This is a genomic window from Flavivirga rizhaonensis (genome assembly GCF_004791695.1).
GTDB lineage: Bacteria > Bacteroidota > Bacteroidia > Flavobacteriales > Flavobacteriaceae > Flavivirga > Flavivirga rizhaonensis.
In genome coordinates, this window is record NZ_SRSO01000011.1 from 76,821 (window position 1) to 99,975 (window position 23,155).

24 protein-coding genes are annotated in these 23,155 nt (G+C 31.1%); 9 read left to right on the top strand and 15 right to left on the bottom strand.

Annotated elements, in window-relative coordinates; all coding sequences use genetic code 11:
• Nucleotides 1–14: 14 nt before the first annotated feature.
• The gene (locus EM932_RS09725; protein ID WP_135876993.1) at nucleotides 15–410 is read right to left on the bottom strand and encodes a hypothetical protein; all 396 of its coding nucleotides are present in this window, start codon (nucleotides 408–410) and stop codon (nucleotides 15–17) included.
• Nucleotides 411–559: 149 nt separating this feature from the next.
• Between EM932_RS09725 and mtaB the strand changes: the two genes are divergently transcribed.
• Nucleotides 560–1,885, top strand: a complete 1,326-nt coding sequence (gene mtaB / locus EM932_RS09730) for a tRNA (N(6)-L-threonylcarbamoyladenosine(37)-C(2))-methylthiotransferase MtaB (RefSeq protein WP_135876994.1) — start codon at nucleotides 560–562, stop codon at nucleotides 1,883–1,885.
• A gap of 110 nt (nucleotides 1,886–1,995) precedes the next feature.
• Nucleotides 1,996–2,499, top strand: a complete 504-nt coding sequence (locus EM932_RS09735; protein ID WP_135876995.1) for a hypothetical protein — start codon at nucleotides 1,996–1,998, stop codon at nucleotides 2,497–2,499.
• 87 nt (nucleotides 2,500–2,586) lie between these two features.
• On the opposite strand, the gene EM932_RS09740 is transcribed toward EM932_RS09735, so the two are convergent.
• Entirely contained in the window at nucleotides 2,587–2,883 is a 297-nt protein-coding gene (locus EM932_RS09740; RefSeq protein ID WP_135876996.1) for an N-acetyltransferase, read from the bottom strand.
• 191 nt (nucleotides 2,884–3,074) lie between these two features.
• On the opposite strand from EM932_RS09740, the gene EM932_RS09745 reads away from it, so the two are divergent.
• A complete protein-coding gene (locus tag EM932_RS09745; protein WP_135876997.1) occupies nucleotides 3,075–3,740 on the top strand; it encodes an alpha/beta hydrolase family protein in 666 nt (221 codons plus the stop codon).
• 35 nt (nucleotides 3,741–3,775) lie between these two features.
• On the top strand, nucleotides 3,776–4,702 hold the full coding sequence (locus tag EM932_RS09750) for a lytic transglycosylase domain-containing protein (RefSeq protein ID WP_135876998.1): 927 nt from the start codon (nucleotides 3,776–3,778) through the stop codon (nucleotides 4,700–4,702).
• A gap of 45 nt (nucleotides 4,703–4,747) precedes the next feature.
• Here the strand turns inward: EM932_RS09750 and EM932_RS09755 are convergent, their stop codons facing one another.
• Complete coding sequence (locus EM932_RS09755) at nucleotides 4,748–5,323, bottom strand: tetratricopeptide repeat protein (protein ID WP_135876999.1); 576 nt, start codon at nucleotides 5,321–5,323, stop codon at nucleotides 4,748–4,750.
• A 302-nt stretch (nucleotides 5,324–5,625) separates the two neighbouring features.
• Here EM932_RS09755 and rpmH point away from each other — a divergent pair, with 302 nt between their 5' ends.
• Entirely contained in the window at nucleotides 5,626–5,787 is a 162-nt protein-coding gene (rpmH, locus tag EM932_RS09760) for a 50S ribosomal protein L34 (protein ID WP_042244185.1), read from the top strand.
• Nucleotides 5,788–5,901: 114 nt separating this feature from the next.
• Nucleotides 5,902–8,757 carry a carbamoyl-phosphate synthase large subunit gene (gene carB, locus EM932_RS09765; protein ID WP_135877000.1) on the top strand — a complete coding sequence of 952 codons (2,856 nt, stop codon included), beginning with the start codon at nucleotides 5,902–5,904 and terminating at the stop codon, nucleotides 8,755–8,757.
• 140 nt (nucleotides 8,758–8,897) lie between these two features.
• Here carB and EM932_RS09770 read toward each other — a convergent pair whose 3' ends face one another.
• The 6 genes from EM932_RS09770 to EM932_RS09795 all read right to left on the bottom strand — a co-directional run bounded on the left by EM932_RS09770 (nucleotide 8,898) and on the right by EM932_RS09795 (nucleotide 13,195).
• Nucleotides 8,898–9,446 carry a YceI family protein gene (locus tag EM932_RS09770; RefSeq protein ID WP_135877001.1) on the bottom strand — a complete coding sequence of 183 codons (549 nt, stop codon included), beginning with the start codon at nucleotides 9,444–9,446 and terminating at the stop codon, nucleotides 8,898–8,900.
• A gap of 205 nt (nucleotides 9,447–9,651) precedes the next feature.
• Entirely contained in the window at nucleotides 9,652–10,008 is a 357-nt protein-coding gene (locus EM932_RS09775) for a hypothetical protein (protein WP_135877002.1), read from the bottom strand.
• Between the two features lie 32 nt (nucleotides 10,009–10,040).
• Complete coding sequence (locus tag EM932_RS09780; RefSeq protein WP_135877003.1) at nucleotides 10,041–10,889, bottom strand: DUF5777 family beta-barrel protein; 849 nt, start codon at nucleotides 10,887–10,889, stop codon at nucleotides 10,041–10,043.
• Nucleotides 10,890–10,919: 30 nt separating this feature from the next.
• A complete protein-coding gene (locus EM932_RS09785; protein ID WP_135877004.1) occupies nucleotides 10,920–11,639 on the bottom strand; it encodes a T9SS type A sorting domain-containing protein in 720 nt (239 codons plus the stop codon).
• A 22-nt stretch (nucleotides 11,640–11,661) separates the two neighbouring features.
• Nucleotides 11,662–12,036, bottom strand: coding sequence for an OB-fold protein (locus EM932_RS09790; RefSeq protein WP_135877005.1), 375 nt, complete (start codon nucleotides 12,034–12,036; stop codon nucleotides 11,662–11,664).
• 133 nt (nucleotides 12,037–12,169) lie between these two features.
• Complete coding sequence (locus tag EM932_RS09795; RefSeq protein WP_246041003.1) at nucleotides 12,170–13,195, bottom strand: hypothetical protein; 1,026 nt, start codon at nucleotides 13,193–13,195, stop codon at nucleotides 12,170–12,172.
• Nucleotides 13,196–13,349: 154 nt separating this feature from the next.
• Here EM932_RS09795 and EM932_RS09800 point away from each other — a divergent pair, with 154 nt between their 5' ends.
• Genes EM932_RS09800 through EM932_RS09810 form a run of 3 tightly spaced genes read left to right on the top strand, consistent with a single transcriptional unit; the run spans nucleotide 13,350 to nucleotide 17,318 of the window.
• On the top strand, nucleotides 13,350–13,874 hold the full coding sequence (locus EM932_RS09800) for an RNA polymerase sigma factor (protein WP_135877007.1): 525 nt from the start codon (nucleotides 13,350–13,352) through the stop codon (nucleotides 13,872–13,874).
• Between the two features lie 32 nt (nucleotides 13,875–13,906).
• Complete coding sequence (locus tag EM932_RS09805; protein WP_135877008.1) at nucleotides 13,907–14,818, top strand: FecR family protein; 912 nt, start codon at nucleotides 13,907–13,909, stop codon at nucleotides 14,816–14,818.
• Complete coding sequence (locus EM932_RS09810; RefSeq protein ID WP_135877009.1) at nucleotides 14,802–17,318, top strand: TonB-dependent receptor plug domain-containing protein; 2,517 nt, start codon at nucleotides 14,802–14,804, stop codon at nucleotides 17,316–17,318. The genes EM932_RS09805 and EM932_RS09810 overlap by 17 nt, the downstream gene beginning before the upstream one ends.
• 6 nt (nucleotides 17,319–17,324) lie before the next feature.
• On the opposite strand, the gene EM932_RS09815 is transcribed toward EM932_RS09810, so the two are convergent.
• From EM932_RS09815 to EM932_RS09840, 6 genes are all read right to left on the bottom strand, one after another.
• Entirely contained in the window at nucleotides 17,325–17,861 is a 537-nt protein-coding gene (locus EM932_RS09815) for an acyl-CoA thioesterase (RefSeq protein ID WP_135877010.1), read from the bottom strand.
• 4 nt (nucleotides 17,862–17,865) lie between these two features.
• Nucleotides 17,866–18,558, bottom strand: a complete 693-nt coding sequence (locus EM932_RS09820; RefSeq protein ID WP_135877011.1) for a DUF3307 domain-containing protein — start codon at nucleotides 18,556–18,558, stop codon at nucleotides 17,866–17,868.
• Nucleotides 18,555–19,184, bottom strand: a complete 630-nt coding sequence (locus EM932_RS09825) for a transcriptional regulator (RefSeq protein ID WP_246041005.1) — start codon at nucleotides 19,182–19,184, stop codon at nucleotides 18,555–18,557. The genes EM932_RS09820 and EM932_RS09825 overlap by 4 nt, the downstream gene beginning before the upstream one ends.
• Nucleotides 19,185–19,349: 165 nt before the next feature.
• On the bottom strand, nucleotides 19,350–20,669 hold the full coding sequence (locus EM932_RS09830) for a DNA recombination protein RmuC (RefSeq protein ID WP_135877012.1): 1,320 nt from the start codon (nucleotides 20,667–20,669) through the stop codon (nucleotides 19,350–19,352).
• A gap of 66 nt (nucleotides 20,670–20,735) precedes the next feature.
• Nucleotides 20,736–21,338 carry an SCO family protein gene (locus EM932_RS09835; RefSeq protein WP_246041012.1) on the bottom strand — a complete coding sequence of 201 codons (603 nt, stop codon included), beginning with the start codon at nucleotides 21,336–21,338 and terminating at the stop codon, nucleotides 20,736–20,738.
• A 39-nt stretch (nucleotides 21,339–21,377) separates the two neighbouring features.
• A complete protein-coding gene (locus EM932_RS09840; RefSeq protein ID WP_135877014.1) occupies nucleotides 21,378–23,069 on the bottom strand; it encodes a tetratricopeptide repeat protein in 1,692 nt (563 codons plus the stop codon).
• Between the last annotated feature and the right edge of the window lie 86 nt (nucleotides 23,070–23,155).

Genomic DNA, 23,155 nt, shown 5'->3' on the forward strand with positions numbered 1-23,155 from the left:
TAATAGTAGATAATTTAATAGTTTTTACCCTTCAGGAAGGCTTTCCAATTTTCTCCTACTAATCCATATACATCACCTTTGTGTACATTAATTGAAATAGGTCCTAGTTTAAAACGATTAGTACCATAGCTTTTAATAATATCTGAACCAGTTACAAGGGGCTTTTCTGTATTATTATCATCAATGGGAATTTTGGAGATTCTATTTAGAATTTCAAGGCTTCTTTTTATAAGTTTGCCTTCTTCATTTGGGTATTTTTCTTTCCAATCTGTAAGTGCTATAACGTCACTATAAATATCTAAGTTTTGTGTATCTATAGCACAATCCATAAGTTTTCGATATCCTAAGAAAGTATCTTTGTTTTCAAAAAAAGGAATAACTTCTTTAATTCGCGTTTCAGCTCTTGTCATTTGTTATTACAGATTATTAACTTTTAGTTCAAGTCTTCATACTTACATTGTATTACTTATAGCAATTGCGTAAATTTGCAGGCTTTTAAGTTAGAAGTCTTGTAAATATAAATACATTTTCCATCATAAAAGGAAATGAAAAAGAAAAAATGAAGAAAAAAGTCGCATTTTATACCTTAGGTTGCAAACTGAATTTCTCAGAGACATCAACCATTGCCAGAAATTTTACAGATGAAGGTTTTGATCGTGTGGATTTTTCTGAAAAGGCAGATATTTATGTGATTAATACTTGTTCGGTTACCGAGAATGCAGACAAACGTTTTAAAACAATAGTAAAGCAAGCACAGAAAGCCAATTCAGATGCATTTGTTGCAGCGGTGGGGTGTTATGCTCAGTTAAAGCCTCAAGAATTGGCAGATGTTAATGGTGTTGATTTAGTTTTAGGAGCCACAGAGAAATTCAAAATAACAGACTATCTAAACGATCTTTCTAAAAATGATTTTGGACAGGTACATTCTTGTGAGATAGAAGATGCCGATTTTTACGTAGGGAGTTATTCTATTGGAGACAGAACACGAGCGTTTTTAAAAGTTCAGGACGGTTGTGATTATAAATGTACTTACTGTACTATACCTTTAGCACGTGGTATTTCGCGGAGTGATACCATGGAAAACGTTTTAAAAAATGCTCGGGAGATTTCTGAGCAAAACATAAAAGAAATTGTTCTTACTGGGGTTAATATTGGTGATTATGGAAAAGGCGAGTTTGGTAATAAAAAACATGAGCATACGTTTTTAGATTTGGTTACCAAGCTAGATCATGTTGAAGGTATTGAGAGATTAAGGATTTCGTCTATAGAACCTAATCTTTTAAAAAAAGAAACCATTGATTTGGTATCTAAATCGAGAGCCTTTGTGCCTCATTTTCATATTCCATTACAATCTGGAAGTAACGAAATTCTTAAAAAAATGAAACGTCGTTATATGCGGGAATTGTATGTAGATCGTGTTTCTAAAATAAGAGAGGTTATGCCGCATGCTTGTATAGGTGTGGATGTTATTGTTGGATTTCCTGGAGAAACGGACGAACACTTTTTAGAAACTTATAATTTTTTGAATGTATTAGACATTTCATACTTACATGTGTTTACATACTCAGAGCGTGATAATACCGAAGCAGCAGAAATGGATAGTGTAGTGCCTAACAATATAAGAAGTAAGCGTAGTAAAATGTTACGAGGTTTATCAGTTAAAAAACGTCGTGCTTTTTATGAAAGCCAAATTGGGTCCAACAGGACTGTTTTGTTTGAAAGCGAAAATAAAGAAGGCTACATTCATGGGTTTACTGAAAACTACATTAAAGTAAAAACCCCTTGGAATCCTGAGTTGATTAATACATTACATCATGTAGAACTTACAAGAATTGATGATGATGGCTTAGTGAGATTTGAGTTTGCAAAAGTGGTTTCAAACTAAGAAACTATAGTAATCTTGCATATTAGCTAGAGTTTTGTTCACTTTGACTTATTTATTGTGCAAATAAAATAACACGCTATATTTTTATGCGAGTTAATCATGCCCCAAATATGAATAGGTTACTTTTTATTTTATGCTTCGCATTACTTATTACGAGTTGCTCAGGCGAGGATAATAATGATGCATCAATTGTTGGCAGATGGAAATTAACAGCTTGGGAAGTTGCAGATGGATTTGATATGAATAATGATGGTATTGTTAATACTAACATTTTAAACGAAATTGAATGCATAAGCAATGAAACTTTAATTTTTGAAACTGAAGGTGTTGTGTCTTCTAATAAAACCTTTAACCCAGATATTGATATTGCTTTACAGGAAGGAACTACAGATAAGTATGTATTTAAAGTAAGATGTGATGAGGAAGGTGTTATTGGTTTTGCAACAACATATTCTCTAAAAAACACAGATACGGTGATATTTAATGATAATGAGTCTGCTATCGTCGGTAATCAATTATTTCGCTTGATTAAAGAATCTATAAAAATATATAATAAAGATTTCACTGAGGTAGTTGCTACAAAGGATTTGACATTGGTGTATACCAAGCAATAATTAAGTAGCATTTTTACAGGAAAGAAAAAATCCGAAGTTACTTATTTAAACTTCGGATTTTTTTTATAATTATTTCTGTTTAAAAAATTAAATTCTTACTCCAACAGGAAGCATACGTTTATATTTCCTATTGCTTCTCACAAACTTAGCAATTTCAGGGCTTGTTGGTACAACGCTTAGATTGCGTTCTTGAATTTGTTCGAAAACAGCTTCTAAAAACTCTTTGCTAAATTCTTGGTCTTTAATGCCTTCTGGAATAATTAGTTTGGTTAGAAAAATTTTCCTTTCTTGTAAAGAATATTCAATTTTTGCTAAATGGTTATCAATTTTTATTTCAAATTGACGTAGAAAATCGTTATCAATTAGTTCTGCAGCTTCAACCATGGTAATTTTTGTTTTGTTTCTTAGAAATCTTAAATAGTGAGCACTATTTATATAACTTTGTTTTGCAAAAGTACAAAAAATAATTGTTATTTTAAAGATAAAAAAGGGTTAATACCTTATAAAATAAACCTTTAGAATTGGCTTTATTTGAATTTAGAAAACTTTTTTTGTTAAATTCTATTTTAGTATAAATGAACGAAGAAATAATACATGTTTATTTAATGCCGGGAATGGCTGCAAACCCTATAATTTTTGAACATATAAAATTACCGGAAAATCAATTCAAGATTCATTTGCTTGAGTGGATGTTACCAATTAATCATGAATCTATTAGTGATTATGCATTACGAATGACTAGCCATATAAAACATGAAAATATTGTGTTACTTGGTGTATCCTTTGGAGGTGTTTTGGTTCAAGAAATAAGTAAGCATATTCGTGTTAGAAAACTCATTATAGTTTCTAGTATTAAATCCATGCACGAATTACCTAAACACATGTTGCTAGCTAAGAAAACGAAAGCTTATGCATTAGTACCAACACAATTGGCTGGTAGTATTGATTTACTTGCAAAATATGCTTTTGATAGCAGTATTAAAAAACGCATGGATTTGTATAAGAAATATTTATCTGTTAATGATAGCAAATATTTAAGTTGGGCCATTAAGCAAATGGTCTGTTGGAATCAGGATAAAAGCCCACAAGATATTGTACATATTCATGGTGATAATGATGCCGTGTTTCCTATTAAAAATATAACAAACTGTATTACAATTAAAAATGGTACACATATCATGATTATTAATAAATATAAGTGGTTTAATGAGAATTTACCTCGTATAATTTTAGAAAACTAAATAAAAATTTTACCTTTAAACAAAACTTATTAAAAATGAAGATAGTACAGAAAGTATTAGCGTTTGTGGGATTATTAAGTTTATCGGCCTTATTTATTTATGCCCTACAAGATGCCCCAACAGATGAGAATTTCGAAAAAAAACTAATTAACGATTATAATGTTTATGCATTACAAGTTCCAGATGATTTAAATTTTGCTGGTGAGCCAATGCCACTTAAAAATCCTGATATTTTAGAGCGTATGGACCGAGAATTATTGGTTAATACATATTGGCAATCTAATGGACTGTTAATGTTTAAACGCGCCAAAAAATATTTTCCAATTATAGAGCCTATTTTAAAGAAGCATGGTATTCCAGATGATTTTAAATATTTGGCTGTAATAGAAAGTGGTTTAACAAATGCAGTATCTCCAGCAGGTGCCAGAGGTGTTTGGCAAATTATGAAAGTTACAGGTAGAGAAAATGGTTTAGAAGTAAATGATAATGTTGATGAACGTTATCATTTAGAAAAAGCAACAGAAGTAGCATGTAAATACTTATTAAGATCTAAAAGGAAATTAGGATCGTGGACCTTAGCCGCGGCTGCTTATAATGCTGGTGTTGCAGGCGTTTCCAGAAAATTGAAGGAACAAAATGTATCAAATTATTACGATTTGTTGCTTATTGAAGAAACTGGGCGCTATATTTTTAGAATCGTGGCGTTAAAAGAAATTTTATCTAATCCAGCCAAATATGGCTTTAATTTTAGGGATAAGGATTTGTATAACAATGTGCCTACTTATAAAGTAGCTGTTGATACAGCAATTACTAATTTTCCAAAATTTGCTGAAGGTTTTGGTATTAACTACAAAATATTAAAACTTCATAACCCTTGGTTACGAGAATCACATTTAAATAATAAATCAAAGAAGTTGTATACTATTGATATTCCTAAAAAGGGGTATTATGATGTACAATAAGAGAAGTATAATAAGTTTAATTCGGAGACAGAGGATAATTATTAATTATCCTCTTCTTTTTTGTGCTCTTATAGAACCACCGCTACCATAATGCTGATTAGGCATTTGAGAACGTTTCATATTTTGTTTCATCATTTTTATCTGATCGGTTAACATACCCTGTTTGTCTAATTTTTGAGCTTCAGATAATAGTTTTTGGGCTTCTTGCTTTCTACGCTTAGAAAAAGCAATACCAGATAAATTCAATTTAGCCATAGCTAAATCATGATCCATAGACAATCCTAAAGAAATAGCTTTTTTAAAATACTTTTCAGCTTCATTCATATTACTTTGAGAAACCATGATACCATGTAAATAATTATAATATCCTTGCTGCTTTTTTACTAAAGCAGATTCAGGTTTTTTAATTTTGTTAAGCCATTTTTTAGCGCCATCAAAATCTTGTTTACGTAATCTTAAAAAAGCTAATAAAATAAACTCATTTTTAAAATAAAGGAATACAAAAATTAAAGAAAGTAATATAAGCATAATACCATTACCTATATACCCTTCGGTAAATTGATAAACAGCATAAGCAATAATACCTGATGCTATAATAAGTTTAATAATTTTATTGTACATTTTAATAAGTTTATAATAAGGAAAAGACGTTTATTATATACTAAATAAAGGTCTCTTTTTGTTTTAGACTGCAAAGAAACTAAATTTTTATTAAAAGTGACTCATAGACATTTAACAAAAAAGGGCTTATTAAGCTAAATAGAGAAGGGTTTAATTAGAATATTTTAACTAAAAAAATAATTGAAAATATTTTTTCAAAAATGGTTTGCAAAGTAATAAAGGCTTTGTATATTTGCCCTCGGTTTTGGAGAAGGTCCAACACTTATAGAAAAATACAATTCAGATTTTAAAGATACAAGATAATGAGTAAAAGAACATTTCAGCCTTCTAAAAGAAAGAGGAGAAACAAACACGGTTTTAGAGAAAGAATGGCTTCTGCTAATGGTAGAAAGGTATTAGCTCGTAGAAGAGCTAAAGGAAGAAAAAGGTTATCTGTATCGTCTGAAACAAGACATAAGAAATAATGATTAACAATTGTTGATAATTTAAAGGTGTTACTTAAGTGTAACGCCTTTTTTTATATCTACTGAATATTATTTTTGTAACTAATTATATTATATCCACATAACAAGTAAAAAATGCCAAAAAATTCAAACTTAAAATCGATACTAATTATTGGATCAGGTCCTATAGTTATTGGACAAGCATGTGAATTTGATTACTCAGGGTCTCAGTCTTTAAGGTCACTTAGAGAAGATGGAATTGAAACGATTCTTATTAATTCCAATCCTGCAACTATCATGACAGATCCTTCCATGGCAGATCATGTTTATTTACTACCTCTTAATACAAAATCCATTATCAAAATATTGAAAGAGCATCCACAAATAGATGCCGTTTTACCTACTATGGGAGGTCAGACAGCTTTAAATTTGTGTATAGAGGCTGATGAAAAAGGAATTTGGAAAGATTTTGGAGTTGAATTGATTGGTGTTGATATTAATGCTATAAATATTACAGAAGACAGAGAGCAGTTTAGAGAATTAATGGGAAAGATAGGTGTTGGTATGGCGCCACAAGCTACGGCTACATCTTTCTTAAAAGGAAAAGAAATTGCCCAAGAGTTTGGATTCCCTCTTTGTATTAGAGCATCTTATACATTAGGAGGTGCTGGAGCTGCTATTGTCCATGAAGAAGAAGATTTTGATAAATTATTGCGCAGAGGATTAGAAATTTCTCCAATCCATGAAGTAATGATTGATAAAGCAATGATGGGGTGGAAAGAGTATGAATTAGAATTACTTCGTGATAAAAATGACAATGTTGTCATTATTTGTTCTATTGAGAATATGGACCCTATGGGTATTCATACAGGAGATTCTATTACAGTAGCACCAGCCATGACTTTAAGTGATAGAACCTATCAAAAGATGCGTGATATGGCCATTAAAATGATGCGCAGTATTGGTGATTTTGAAGGCGGATGTAATGTTCAATTTGCTGTAAGCCCAGATGAAAAAGAAGAGATTATTGCTATAGAAATAAATCCGCGTGTATCACGTTCTTCAGCATTAGCAAGTAAGGCAACTGGTTATCCGATTGCTAAAATTGCTACAAAACTTGCTATTGGTTATACTTTGGATGAATTAGATAATCAGATAACTAAATCTACTTCGGCTTTATTTGAACCCACTTTGGATTACGTTATTGTGAAAATTCCACGTTGGAATTTTGATAAATTTGAGGGCTCTGATAGAACTTTAGGCTTACAAATGAAGGCTGTTGGAGAAGTTATGGGAATTGGACGTTCTTTTCAGGAGGCTTTACACAAAGCTACCCAATCTTTAGAGATTAAAAGAAACGGTTTAGGAGCAGATGGAAAAGGTTATAAAGATTACAACCAAATCATTGACAAGCTCACCAACGCTTCTTGGGATCGTGTTTTTGTTATTTACGATGCGATCGCGATGGGAATTCCACTAAGCCAGATTTATGATATCACAAAAATTGATATGTGGTACTTAAAGCAATATGAAGAATTATTTCAATTAGAAAAAGAAATATCTACATATACCATTGATGCGCTTGATAGAGATTTATTATTAGAAGCAAAACAAAAAGGATATGGTGACCGTCAGATTGCACATATGTTAGGATGCTTAGAAAGTCAGGTATATAACAAGAGAGATGAGTTTAATATTCAGCGTGTATTTAAGTTAGTTGATACTTGTGCTGCTGAGTTTACAGCCAAAACACCATATTACTATTCTACATTTGAAAATGTGGTTGAGACTGCTTCTGGAGAAATATACACGCATAATGAAAGCATTGTAAGTGATAAAAAGAAAATTGTTGTACTAGGCTCTGGACCAAATAGAATAGGGCAAGGTATCGAGTTTGATTACTGTTGTGTTCATGGTGTTTTAGCGGCAGCAGAATGTGGTTATGAGACGATTATGATTAACTGTAACCCAGAAACGGTTTCTACAGATTTTGATACAGCTGATAAATTATATTTTGAACCTGTTTTCTGGGAACATATTTATGATATTATTCGTCATGAAAAACCAGAAGGAGTCATTGTCCAATTAGGAGGGCAAACGGCATTAAAATTGGCAGAGAAGTTAACCAAATATGGTATTAAAATTATAGGAACTAGTTTTGAATCTTTAGACTTAGCTGAAGATAGAGGAAGTTTTTCTAGCTTATTAAAAGAAAATAATATTCCTTATCCGGAGTTTGGAATTGCGGAAAATGCAGATGAAGCCTTAGAGTTAGCTGATAAATTAGATTTTCCAATTTTGGTTAGACCATCTTATGTTTTAGGAGGTCAGGGGATGAAAATTGTTATTAATAAAGAAGATTTGATTGAACATGTAGTCGATTTATTAAGAAGAATGCCTAATAATAAATTGTTGTTAGACCATTATTTAGATGGAGCAATTGAGGCTGAAGCAGATGCTATTTGTGATGCTGATGGGAATGTTTATATCATTGGAATTATGGAACACATAGAACCATGTGGTGTACATTCTGGAGATTCTAATGCAACTTTACCAGCATTTAATTTGGGAGATTTGGTAATGCAGCAAATCATCGATCATACTCATACTATTGCAAGAGCATTAAATACTGTAGGACTGATTAATATTCAGTTTGCTATTAAACATGACATTGTTTATATCATTGAAGCAAATCCTAGAGCTTCTAGAACAGTACCTTTTATTGCAAAAGCATATAAAGAACCTTATGTGAATTATGCAACAAAAGTGATGTTAGGAGCGAAAAAGGTAACTGATTTTGATTTTAAACCACAGTTAGATGGTTATGCCATTAAGCAACCTGTATTCTCTTTCAATAAGTTTCCAAACGTAGATAAGAGATTAGGACCAGAAATGAAAAGTACAGGAGAGAGTATCTTATTTATAGATAGTCTAAAAGATGATGAATTCTATGATCTATATTCCAGACGAAAAATGTACTTAAGTAAATAATAAAAAGAGGCTGTCTGAAAAGTGGTTAATCTTGTCATTCAGAGCAACGCGAAGAATCTTATTTCACTCATAATCAGAGTCATATATTTTAAAGAGATTCTTCATTCCATTCAGAATGACACTTTTTAGACAGCCTCTTTTTATTTCTTCTTTAATTGGAAATTAAACATAACCTCTATACTTTCGGCAATTTTATTCCTAACTACTTTAGGGATTTCAATATCATAGTCTGCTGGATTAGTGGTAAATGCTCCAGACATGACAATGTTATCTTGGTTATTTTTTGAAATTTTCAAAAGAATATTGTCTAATTGATTTGTTTTTCCGTGAAATGTTAATGTTCCATTAATTTTATGGACTTCGGAGGTTCCTGATAATTTGTTAAAAGAAAAATCGACGATTTTACCTTTAAAAATTGCTTTAGGATATGTGTCAGATTCAGCATAATTTTCATTAAAATGTTCTTCCATGAGCGCATTTTTAAATCGAAAACCTTTAACCAATACTAATGTAGCAAATTCCCCGTTTTCAGAATTTAAAATAGCAGTAACTGTATTATTGTTAGCTTTTACTTCTTCAAAAGCAGGCACTGAAGCTTCAAAATTCACCTGTCCAGTTTTGGTTAAGTATTTGTTTTGAGCAAAACAATTTAAACTTATAAAGGCAAAAAAATAGACTAGTTTTTTCATGTATTAAATTATTATTTTTATCAATGAGGCTGTCTGAAAAGTGGTTAATCTTGTCATTCAGAGCAACGCGAAGAATCTTATTTCACTTATAATCAGAGCTAATATATTTTAAAGAGATTCTTCATTCCATTCAGAATGACACTTTTTAGACAGCCTCAATATTATGATGTTTTATGAATCATTATCGTTTTAAGCCATAAAGAAACTAATTTTCTAAAAGCCCATCATCTTTCCATTGTTGAATAATATTTCTATTACTTGAAGACATTTGTCCAGTTGGGGGCATGGGGCTAGATGAGCTATTAATTCTAGGTATTATTGCATCAATTCTATTTTTGACTAGAGTAAAAGTTGTTAGAGAAAAAGGCGCACCATTTGCTGTTGGATTGCCATGACACTGTACACAATTACCACTAATAATGCTTTTTACATTTGCCTCATAAGTGATTTTTGCATTTGGGTCTGGATCTGGATCTGGAGTAAGGTCATCATTACTATTGCTAGAGCAATTAAAAATCATTCCAGAAATTGCTAAGGTGTAAATTATTTTTTTAAAATTCATAGCTTTTTTTTAATTTATTTATATAATTCTTTTTAAAATCTTCGACTTAAATTAAATCCAAAATAGATGTCTCCATCACTCCAATCTCCTCCTGCTTGTCCTAAAAAACCATTAGTATTCATAGCTTGAGAGTTCGAGAAGTGCATTTGAAATACATGACCTCCAGTTTCAATGTCTATGCCTATAGATAACGGGTTCTGGAAAGGAGAATTGTCAGTTCTGTTAAAATGTAAACCATAATCCGCATTAATAGACCATCGCTTGCTAAGTTTATATCGCCCACCAAGACCTAAAGCAATCTGACTATTGTCTTGTTCATCTATAGAGACATAATTATCATGAAAAAAGGTTGGGGCTAACTCTACCGAAAAGTTTTTATTAATTTTTCTCGATATTAATAATTGAGCAGTATATCCAAGACGATCACTAAATTCAATAGATGGTAGATCCTCTTCTTCTAATGCGGTATTGACTAAAATGGCATTATAACCAACAATTGTAAATGGGAAACCATTATCTTCTTGCCTAAGAAGTCTATATTTTACAGACGCTTGGTAAATTTTTAAAAAGGAACTTCTGGATACCCCTATATTAATTGCATCAGAAATACCGTAAACAAAATTTAATCGTGTTACAGCTTCATCCAACCCAAAAAAGGTATCAATACCATTTTTTAAACTACCAAAGCGGTGAGATACTATAAAAGAGAGTTCCTTTTTTGCGACCAACTTTGTAGATTCAAAATTCACAATTTTTAAACCTTTAAAAGCGGCTGTAACATGTTGTGAACCTGTAGATTTTGTATCTATTTCATCTAATAAGTCTTCTTGTGAAAACATAAGAAAAGGAAAACAAATAAGAATTAATAGTATCTTGTTCATATACATAAAATTTTTTGTGTTGGTTAGTTTTTAACGTTTTATAAAGCGTTTTACTTGATTGTTTATTTTTACTAAGTACAGGCCTTGATTGAAATTAGAAACATCAATTTCAAGAGCATTATTAAGAGGTAGTTTTTTGTTAAGAATAGTTTCACCTAAGACATTATAAATACTAAGCGTTCCGTCATTAATAACTTGTGGGAATTTTAAAGATAATATAGATGACGATGGATTGGGAGACAATGAAAAACTATTTACAGAGAAGTCGTTTACACTTAATGTGGTTCCCCAATTGGCAACACCATTTTCAGAACCAGTTCCGGTATATTCAAAAGGGGGCGATACCGATAGAAAAGTCCCTGTAACCCATATCCCAGCAGCATTAGCAACAGACTCACGTTGGTGACTTGCAGAACCCCATTGCAAATAATCTATCATATCATCAGTAAAACCAGAAGAGTTTGTTGTATATAGTCCGAATTCTGCATCCGCTGTGCCAAAATTTATAGAGCTGGTAATACTAACCTCTTCACCAGAAGCAAGGTTTGTTAATCCTGAATTAATAGCCATGCCACTTATTTGTGCATAAGAAGGAAAGTTGCAAAACCAATAAGAGGAAACATCTACAGTACTTCCCCCATAGTTACGGAGTATTACTGTGTTGTCTGAAGGATCTACCATTTTAATTCTAATCTGGGCATTTAAACTAAGTATTCCTAAGAAGGATAAAGCAAGTAATATTTTTTTCATCACAGTTTTTTTTAATTATTTTTTATTCAATTATACATTGGTCTAATTTGATTTGCTCAAGCAAATCGTCATAACCAATTACGCGTCCTTTGATTTTTATTTCGGACTCTATCTTTAGAGATTGTTTTATCACTTTGTTAAACTGGCAAAAGATTTTATCATTTATAGTCAAATCATTTTGATTGATTTCAGAAATAACACCAGAGACAATTATAGTTTTATTGAGGTATTTTTTTTCTGATTTTAAAGACCCTTTTGAAAATTCAGAACCAATCGAATTTGCTGTAACTACAAAAACTGGAGTTTCAGTTTCAATATTTCTGTGGTCTTTGTATATATAGAGATAAGCACTAGTACAGAGACCTATGAGGATTATTAAAATGATCCACTTTTTCATATTATGAGTTTAAATACTGCTTCAACCCTAGGGTTGAAGCAGTTTAGCTAGTAATCAAATGGTTTTATATAAAGCGCATTTGATCAATGAAATTTTTCTTTTTCATAAAAGTATTTCTACTAGCTTTTTTTTATTAATTACAACCGTTGTCATACCGTAGCCGATCATCTCCACCAACTCTTAAATCTATTTTGGTTTCGGTATATTTCGATATTTCATGTAATATCCAGTCGTTATTGCAATATGGTAGACCTGGGACATTTATTGTTACTGTAATACCATTTGCTATACCATTTGCTACCCAAGTACCGAATACAGTCGTACTAGCCCAGGAAACAGATAATGTACCATCTGTAGAAAAATTAAATGTATAACCAGCATATACATTGTCGAGGTTATTACTGTCACGTTCTAGCTTATCAACAGTCCAGTCACTACAAGTTGTTAAAACATTGGTTAATTGAATAGTGTCACAATCATCACAATCATCATCATTATAATCATAGTCATCATCTTCATCACAATCATTACTGTAAGTCTCAATAATAGTTTCTAATTCTACTAAATTATTAACGCTTAATTCGGTATCATCAAAAAGAACAACAGTAATAGGGAAATTGATTGTTAGATAATCGTTTGTACTTAAATTATTAACGAGCTCAAATAAACTATTATCAGAATTTGCCGTTATAACATCAATAAGTTCATTATTTGTATTAAAGACAGATGCTATTATAGGGTATTTAAAATCCAGACATTCGATGTCATCATCTTGTTCATTTTCACCCTTACAATTGTTTGAATAGCTTGACAGTTCGGTGGCATTGTTTATAGTAGCTTTAGAGTGATCTTTAAGACTTATGGTTATAGGGTAGGTAATATCAAGAGTATCAATATCATCATCTTCTTCATCAAAAATGTATTCAATAATTTTATAATCCTCTTTAGAAGTAATATTGATATTTTGGTTATTTGCGGTTACTGCCAAAGGTAAATTAATATTAAAGCAGTTAGATTTATCAATGATGTTATCATTAGACCCATCGTTACTTACAGTTTTTAACATCAGGTTTGCAATCTTTGAGTTTGCAACCAAAACTTCATCTTCGGGTGCTTCTATGAGTTCTCTTTCTTCAGTTCTGCAAGAATTTAATAGCATTATGACTGCGATTGAGAATATAACATGGATCTTAAATAGTTTGTTCATCAATTCTTTTTCTGTGCTTAAGTTATATCTATAACAACTTAAGTTTATAAACTCCTCATTTTTTTAAATAAATTTTTATATAACTTTAGCAGCGCAAAACAATATTTTGGAAAAAAACCTTAACGATTCAATTTGTAAAGAAGCAGTTTTTGAACGTATTTATAATAAATACTCTAAGGATTTATATGCTTATTTGTATTATAAATATGGAGAACAATTTAACCCCAATGATAAAACTCAAGATGCTTTTGTAAAACTATGGAGCAATTGTAAAAAAGTAACACTAAGTAAAGCGAAGTCTTTTTTATACACTGTGGCTAATAATATGATGCTTAATGAGATCAAACATCAAAAAGTAGTTTTAAAACATCAACAAACACAGCCTAAAGATTATACTTACGAAACTCCGGAATTTATTTTAGAAAAAGAACAGTTTTTAGAACGTTATAATAAGGTGTTGGCTCGTTTAAATGAAGAGCAACGTGTCGCTTTTTTGTTAAATAAAACAGAAGGAAAGAAGCATAGTGAAATTGCTGAGATGTTAGGAGTAACCCAAAAGGTTGTTGAATATAGAATTTATAGTGCTTTCAATATTCTGAAAAAAGAATTGAAAGGATTTAAAATAAAATAAGGAGAAATGGAAGTGAAGTTGTTATATATATAATGGACAAAGATTATTTACTTGAGAAATGGCTAAAAGGTGACTTAACTGATGCTGAAAAAGAAGCATTTAGTAAGTTAGATGATGCCCAGTTTAATCAATATATTATTGATGCTGCGCAACATTTCAAGGTTTCTAATTTTTCTGAAGTAGATAGTTTCCAGGATTTCAAGCAACGCTATAATTTGCATAGAACGCCTGTTAAAAAATTGAGTTGGTTGCACCCTTTATTAAAAATAGCTTGTGTTATTGTAGTAAGTTTAGGAATCTATTTTACATTTTTTTTCAATAGGCTTACGCATTTTGAAACTATGGCAAGTGAAAAAACGACTATAGAGCTTCCAGATCACTCAAAAGTTGAATTAAATGCCTTAACAGAGGTATGGTTTAATGCTGAAAATTGGAATAAAAAAAGAGCTCTTGAACTTGAAGGTGAAGCGTTTTTTAAAGTTGCAACAGGCAGTGTTTTTGATGTTAAAACACATGATGGTATAGTAACGGTGGTTGGTACGCAATTTAATGTGAAACAACGTGATCACTATTTTGAAGTTAAATGTTTTGAGGGGATCGTTAAAGTAACATCAGATACTATTACAAGACAACTATATGCAGGAGATGTTTTTCGGATTTTGCATGGAACGTTTTCCGAAACAAAGACTACAGTGCCATCTCCAAAATGGACTCATAATATAAGTAACTTTGAAGCCGTCCCATTTAAAGAAATTTTAGCAGAATTGGAGCGACAATATAATATAGAAGTTACTTTTAAAGGGATTGATGCGAACCGATTATTCACGGGAGGGTTTGTGCATGACAAACTTGAAAACGCATTAATTTCTATCACGCAGCCAATGAATTTGACTTTTGAATTACGATCTTCAAACCTGGTAATAATTCATGGAAAAGAGAATTAAAAAAATAGCTATTTTTTTTAGCCTCTTGTTTTTTATTACTAATTGTGTTTTCGCTCAAGATACTGATGGTTCAAGAACCTTATCTCAAATAATTACAACACTTCAAGAAGTATATAATGTTCAATTTAACTATGCAGAAGATGTTATTGAAGGTGTTTCGTTAAAATCTCCAACTAAAAATTTATCTCTGGAGGAAGTTTTAACTTATTTGGAGAATAATACAACTTTATCGTTTACTTTAATGGGAGATCGTTTTGTTCTTATTAAACCAACAACAGATATTATATTATGTGGATACCTTAAAAGGAAAGATAATTTAGAGGTATTGTCTTCTGCAACAGTTCAAACTTCAGACAGTTTTACTACCAGTGATAAAAATGGTTTTTTTCAAATTAAAGTTAAAAATCCATTGCAGTTAATAACGATACGGTATTTAGGGTATAAAACAATTATGAAACCGTATAATCAATTTGAAGTATCTGGTTGTAAGGATGTGTATTTACAATCAAATTTTCAACTATTGTCTCAAGTTATCATCTCAAACTATATAACAAGTGGTATTAATAAAATAGATAATGGTTCATTTCAGATAGATTTTTCTAATTTAGAGATTCTTCCAGGATTGATTGACCATGATGTTTTGCAATCTGTTCAAGCATTTCCGGGCATTCAAAGTGTCAATGAAACAGTTTCAAATATTAATATAAGAGGCGGAACTCACGATCAGAATTTAATTCTCTGGGATGATATAAAGATGTACCAATCTGGACATTTTTTTGGTTTAATTTCTATGTATAACCCTCATATTACTCAAAAAGTTTCTTTAAGAAAAAGTGGGAGTGATGTTAGTTATACAGATGGTGTTTCAGGAACTATAGAAATGCAAACCAATCATGAAGTAAATAGAACATTTAAAGGTGTAATTGGAGTAAATTTAACAGATGCTAATAGCTTTGCAGATATTCCAGTTAATGAATCATCTTCCATACAAGTGGCAGCAAGAAAATCTATTAGTGATTTTTTTGAAACGCCGACATATACCGCTTTTTTTGATAGAATTTCACAAAATACAGAAGTAGCATCGAATGCTACAACTATAACAAATACCGATAAAACTTTTGATTTTTATGATACGTCACTCAGATGGATTTATAATATAAGTGATAAAGACAAATTGAGAGTTAATTTTATTAATGTTCATAATCAGCTTCGGTTTAATGAAAATGCCATTATAAATCAAGAAGAAGAGTCCCGTGATAGTAAATTAACTCAGAATAGCATTGCTGGTGCTTTGCATTACAATAGAGTATGGAATGATAAGTTGAAAACAGATTTTGAAGTTTATGAAACAGATTATAAGCTTAGAGCTGTAAATGCTAATATACTTGATTCACAACGTTTTTTACAAGAAAATATAGTATCGGAAACCAGTACGAAACTTAAAGTGAATTATAAATTAAGTAATAGGCTAGAACTTTTAAATGGTTATCATTTTGTTGAGACTGAAGTTACCAATTTAGATGATGTAGATAACCCATTATTTAGATTTTTAGTTTCAGAAGTCGTAAGAACACATGGTGTTTTTTCTCAAGTTGGCTATAAAGCTTTAAATAATAAAACGAACTTAAATTTAGGGCTTAGATACAACTATATTAGTAAATTTAATAAATCTATTTGGGAACCTCGATTAAGTTTTAGCCACCAATTTTTTAAGCATTTTGCTCTTGAAATTCTTGGAGAATATAAACATCAAAATACATCACAGGTCATTAATTTTCAAAATGACTTTTTAGGAATTGAGAAACGTAGGTGGCAATTATCAAATGATAAAGAGATTCCAGTTATTACAAGTAAACAAATTTCTATGGGATTAAACTATAATTATAGTGGATGGCTAGTTGATATAGATGGTTTTTATAAAATTGTTGATGGTATTACGACCCAAAGTCAGGGATTTCAAAATCAATATGAATTTGTTAAAAGCCATGGTCGTTATGATGTTAAAGGAGTAGATGTATTATTTAGAAAATATATTGAAAAATTCAGTACTTGGTTAAGTTATTCGTATATGAACAATCGTTATCTTTTTAAAGACTTAGAAACGAATTATTTCCCTAGTAATTATAATATTTCACATACTGCTACTTTAGGAATGACCTATGCATTAAATAACTTAAAATTTTCTGCGGGTTTAAATTGGCACTCTGGAAAGCCTACTACACAACCTGTTTTTGAGAATCAAATTATTGATAAGCAAGTGAATTATGAAACGACTAATGCCTCAAATTTAGATGATTACTTGCGATTAGATATTTCTGCAATTTATAATTTTAAATTAAGCGATAAAACAAGAGCTCATTTAGGTGTCTCGATTTGGAATGTTTTAGATAAAGAAAATGAAATTAATAATTTTTATCGTGTAAAAGATGAAACTATTATGGAAACAGTGCAAAAATCTTTGGGGCTTACACCTAATGCTGTTTTTAGAGTTTATTTTTAGTCTAGATTATAGCTCAACTTTAGCATTATGATCTTTTAAAATTTCTATATAATCCTCCATTTTAAATTCTGAAGCTTTAAAACTATTAGATCTTTTCTTTGCTTGTGCTTGTCTGGCAATACTTCTTGAAAAACGACGAATACTTTGTTCAGAATCTAATATAATACCAGGTACAGGCACATTTTTTCCAGCTTCATCTTTGGCGACCATGGTGAAATAAGAAGAGTTACAATGCTTTTTATTGCCTGTTTGAATATTTTCAGATTCTACGCGAACACCAATAACCATTGAAGTTCTACCTGTATAATTAACGGATGCTTTTAGTGTTACTAACTCACCAACATCAATAGGGTTTAAAAAATCTACTTTATTTACAGATGCCGTAACACAATAGTTTCTGGAATGTTTTGATGCGCAGGCAAATGCTATTTGATCCATGAGATTTAGAATATAGCCACCATGAATTTTTCCGCTAAAATTTGAGTGCGATGGTAACATTAATTCCGAGATGGTAATTTGGGATTCTTTTATGCTTTTAAACATATGTTTAAGTTAGTACAGAGTATATAATACCTGTGGTTATTGCTATTCCAAAACTAATTAAAGTGCCTATTAAAATATATTCTGTAAGTTGTCTGTCTTTTAAGTCTCCAAATCTGAAAACTGACTTTGCTGTAATTAAAAAACCTACAGCTTCCCAATGCCCTGCAATTATAAATATAAACACTAAAATACGCTCTAAAATACCAATATATTTACCAGCGTCCTTAAGGGAATCATTATTTTTAGTAAGTTCTGAAATATTCCACTTTAAAAAAATGGTTTTCATAATTATTGATACAGGAATTGTTAAAAACAAGAAACAGATTAGTAACAAAATGTTGTTTTCGGTTATAAAAGATTCTAGATTAAATGTATTATCTAAATAGAAAAAAGAACATCCAATTATGATTAAAATATGAAGTAATTGATCTATAAAAAATAGCAATCGTTTTGTTTTTTCAGTTTGAAAGACAAGCTTTAAACCATCAATTAGTAGGTGAGAAATACCTATTGTTAATATAATAGGCCACAGTGATATATCCCAAAGTAATAGTATCACCAGTGCAATATGAATTAGTATATGTAAATACAGTTTTGGCGATTTTAATTTTTTCTTTTCTTTTTCCAGAACCCATTTTTGAGGTTGTAGAAAAAAATCACCAATTAAATGAGCTAATAAAAGTTTAAGTAGTATCATATTAAAGTATTTATTTTTTGTCTGTACATAAGGTCTAGTTCCATAATTTCGTCTAGATGCGCTCTTTTTTGCCTAGTACTTACTGCATTTTGATTTATACCTATAAGTTGCCCCAGTTCGCTTTGTAATGCATCTGGTTTTTCTATACTTAGCTTAACAATTTCTGCTAGATTTACGGTCCAACTATCCATAGATATGAGGGCTAACTTAAAATATAAGTTTAAAGCTTCGTCTATTTCAAAACTGTTAGTTTTTATTCGTAAATTCTGTTTTTCTTTTTTCAAGGTTTCCAGAGTTTCTCCTGAATATATAAAGGCTTCTCCATTAGATTCTGTCACACTTTCGCCTTCATAGGTTTTATTACCAATACCAATGGCTAACCGAACATCTAAGCCATGAATAGATTTTATACAGGCTTTTATATATAGTGCAGCTATAAAGCAGGAATGGACATCTTTAATTTCTATTTGAAAGCTATCACCACGGTATATTTCCCAGTATGTCTTATCTGTACTTAAAAAAGATAATGCATCCTTTAGTACTTTTATCCATGTTTCTGGAGTTACCTGAGTTCTAGACTTAATAATGTCGCCTGTTATAACACTTGTTATGGTGTTTGATATCATATATCACGTTTTTATGTGATAAACAAATATATCACATTATTGTGTGATAAACAAATATATCACACTTTTATGTGATAATTTAACATATCGCATTATTGTGTGATAAATGACAATATCACATTTTTATGTGATATTTTAGTATGCCAAGTTTTGTGTGATGTAATGCTAATGTTCTTCTTCAGCTCGCTTTATAATAGCTTCAGGCAAGGCTTTTTTAGCTTTGGCCCCCATTTTTTTAAGTTTTTCGACACTTGTAACTAGATTACCTTTACCTTCAACTAACTTGTTCATAGCAGCAGAGTAATCAGTTTTAGCAGCATCAATTTTTTTACCAACACCCGTTAAATCTTTTACTAAACCTTCAAATTTATCGTATAAGGCACCTGCTTGCCTAGCTATTTCTATAGCGTTTCGTTGTTGTTTTTCGTTATTCCACATGGTGTCAATCGTGCGAAGTGTAGCTAGTAGGGTCGAAGGTGTTACAATAACAATATTTTTCTCGAAAGCTTTATTATATATAGAGTTGTCTTCGTTTACTACAATAGCAAATGCGGGTTCTATAGGGATAAACATAAGTACAAAATCTGGTGATTCTATATCATATAAGTCTTGATAATTTTTTTCTGAAAGTTGATCGACATGTTTTCTAATAGAGTTAACATGTGCTTTTAAGAATGGTATTTTATCATCATCTTCTGCATTTACCAAACGTTCGTAATCTGTTAATGAGACTTTGGAATCGATGATCATTTTTTTGCTGTCAGGAAGATGTAAAACGACATCGGGTAAGACTCTGGAGCCATCATCTAAAGTAAAACTTTGTTGTACAAAATATTCTCTGTCTTTTTCTAACCCAGATTTTTCAAGAACACGCTCTAAAACTAATTCACCCCAATTCCCCTGCATTTTACTATCTCCTTTTAAGGCTCTAGTTAAGTTGGTCGCTTCTTTAGTCATTTGTTGATTAAGATCTTTTAAACCCAACAATTGTTCCTTTAAAGCAGAATGCATGCTGATACTTTCTTTTTGAGATGCTTCCACTTTTTTTTCAAAACCTTGTATCTTTTCTTGTAAGGGACTTAAAATATTTTTGATGTTTTCTTTGTTCTGAAGTGTGAATTTTTCAGACTTTTCATCTAATATTTTAGTAGCTAATAATTCGAAATCTTTACGTAATTGTTCTTGGCGTTCTTCTATCTCTTTATCACGTTTTAAATTTAATTGTTGAAGGTTTTCGTACTCGGTATTTTTTCTGGTTAACTCAGCATTTAAAAACTCTTTCTCTCTTCTTATCTCTTCACGCTCATTTTCAATTTTACTTAGGTTTTGCTTTAACTCATCAATCGTCAAATTCATCTGATTTTGGCGCTCTTCTAAGATGCTTTTTTCACTTTTACTTTTTAGTCTAGTGAATAAAATACCTAAATAACCACCAATTGCTGCAGAAATGAGTATAGAAATTATAAGAATAAGATTGTCGTTCATGTATTTGAAAATATATACCCAAAGATAATTTTTTAGTTGGAAGATTAAAGAATGAAATAAGAAGAATTAAAACGAGTTCTGTAAAATTTTAATATCTTCAATAATACGATTGATATCTTCAATACTTGTACCATCATAGATGCCTCTAATTTGCTTTTTCTTGTCGACTAATATAAAGTTTGGTGTATGTATAAAGTCTTGGAGTCCTCCATCTCCTTGTTCTACAACTGCAAAATAACTTTTTCTGGCTAATTCATAAATATGTTTTTTATCGCCTGTAGTGACATGCCATTTGGAATCTATAACCCCTTTATTGGTTGCATACTCTCTTAAAACTGGCACATTGTCTATGTCTGGTGTGACTGATAAAGAGAGAAACAGAACATCTTCATTATTTAAGAATTCTTGTTGGAGCATTGCCATATTATTTGTCATAATAGGGCAAATAGTTCCGCATTTAGTGAAAAAAAAATCGGCGACATAAATTTTATCCTGATAATCAACTTGAGTAATGGTCTTTCCATTCTGGTTAATCAAACTAAAATCTGTTACCGTATGATTTTTAGTTGTATTCTGTAGACTTTTGTCAACTAATTCCGGATTGAAATTTGAAGGATTATAAATGGGTAAAACTCCTTTTGTTATGTTGTTACATGAAACAATTAACATAATAAAGAAAAGGTGTCTTAAAAATTTTAATGGCATATTTTAAATCACTTCATTTTTCTTAATAAATACTTTTGCTTCATCAATCTCAGGTCTCTTGCTATCATTATTTCCTGTTAATGCTAAGAGTTGATTGAAATAGACAGCTGCTTGATTTAGGTTTCCAGATTGTTTAGCAGCAATAGCTGCACCGTAAATGCCATTAAACCTATTGGGATGTGTTTTTAAATTATCTTCATAAGCCACTAATGCTTCTTTTGGTTTTTTTAATTCTAAAAGCATGTCTCCTAATAATTCTATAGCTGGGAGTACATCTCCTGGAGTAATAGGGTGTTTGCTTGTTTGTCTTTCTATATCAACAGCTTTTTGCATTAATGTGAGTCCTTTTTCCTTATAACCATTTCTAAAATTCATCCAGGCTTGAGACGTTTTAATTTGAATTTCAACCTGCTTGATTTGAATAGATTTTGTACGATCGTTTTGGGCTACTAAATTCTGATGAAGTTGTTTCAAAACTTCAATTTCTTGTTTGCTTTTTTCAAAGTCTTTTATTTGTGATGCTCCCATGGCTCTTGCAAAATGGTGTATGGCAGCCTGCCAAGGAAATTGTTTCCAATCTAAATCTATTTTTTGTAATTCTAAATTTGCAGCCTGCTCCCAATTTCTATTTTCCAGAGCTAGTCTTGCAGGTATTGCTGCTAATGGATAAATTGCTGCTATTACATTGGTAGGGTAGAAGGCTTTTAGAGTTTTTATTTGATCATATTGTTTTTCTGCATTTAAATTGTCTCCTTGTTGAAGGTAGGCATACACTAAATAATCGGTTGCATGTAATTCTTCAAAATATGAGCCATCTAATGCAGCAGATTCTGTAAAACACCTGGAACTTTCAGCAGATAATAAGTTAGACTGAATAGATTCTTCCCAGATACCCAATCTTGTAAAAATATGAGAAGGCATGTGTTGTGCATGAGACGAAGAAGGTGCTATTTTAGCATAGCGTCTGGCAGTTTCTAAACCTTTATGAGCCAAAACAGGATTATCGTAATTATGAATAATATAATGGGCAATACCTGGATGATTAGGATTTGTATTAAATAGAGATTCTAGAATTTTCCCTGCTTTTCTTTCATTTTTATAATCTTTTCCAACCCTATCTCTGGTAGAATATAATGCTAAGGAGTAGAATATAGCAGCTTCTACATCATCAGGATATTTTGTGTGTATTGCTTCCATTTTTGATTCAAACCTTTTAGCTCTTGTTTTATGATCTACTCTTTCCCAATTAATGTAAAAAGCATCAATGGCATTTATGTAATCCTTTTGTTTTTCATCCATTGATAATTTTTTTGCCGCGTTTAATATTTTCGACCCCTTGATTAGCTCTTTTTCTGAAGGAGGAAACCAGGCAGCATGGTATATGCTCATAGCAACGCCCCAATAAGCCATAGGACAATTCGGATCTGCATCAAGTACTTTTACAAATGCTTTTTCGGCTTCTGAATATTGAAAAGAGTGCAACAAAGCAATGGCTAAGTCAAAGGTTTCTCTTGTTTCGTAATTGCAAGCCAATGAAAATTTTAGTTCTCCAAACTGTCCATCACCACATAGAAGTAATTCGCCTCTTAAAAAATCTATAGAGGCTAATTCTGGGTTAGGCTTAGGTGATTTGTTCTTGCAACTAGAAAATAACAATAGCCCCAAAACTAAGGCAATGAGTTTTAATGAATTCATTAGAATATATTTTAAAATTATATATTGAAAATGATTGATAAATTGGGAGAGAAGTGCTAAAAACTTTATTTTCAATAAAGTAAAGG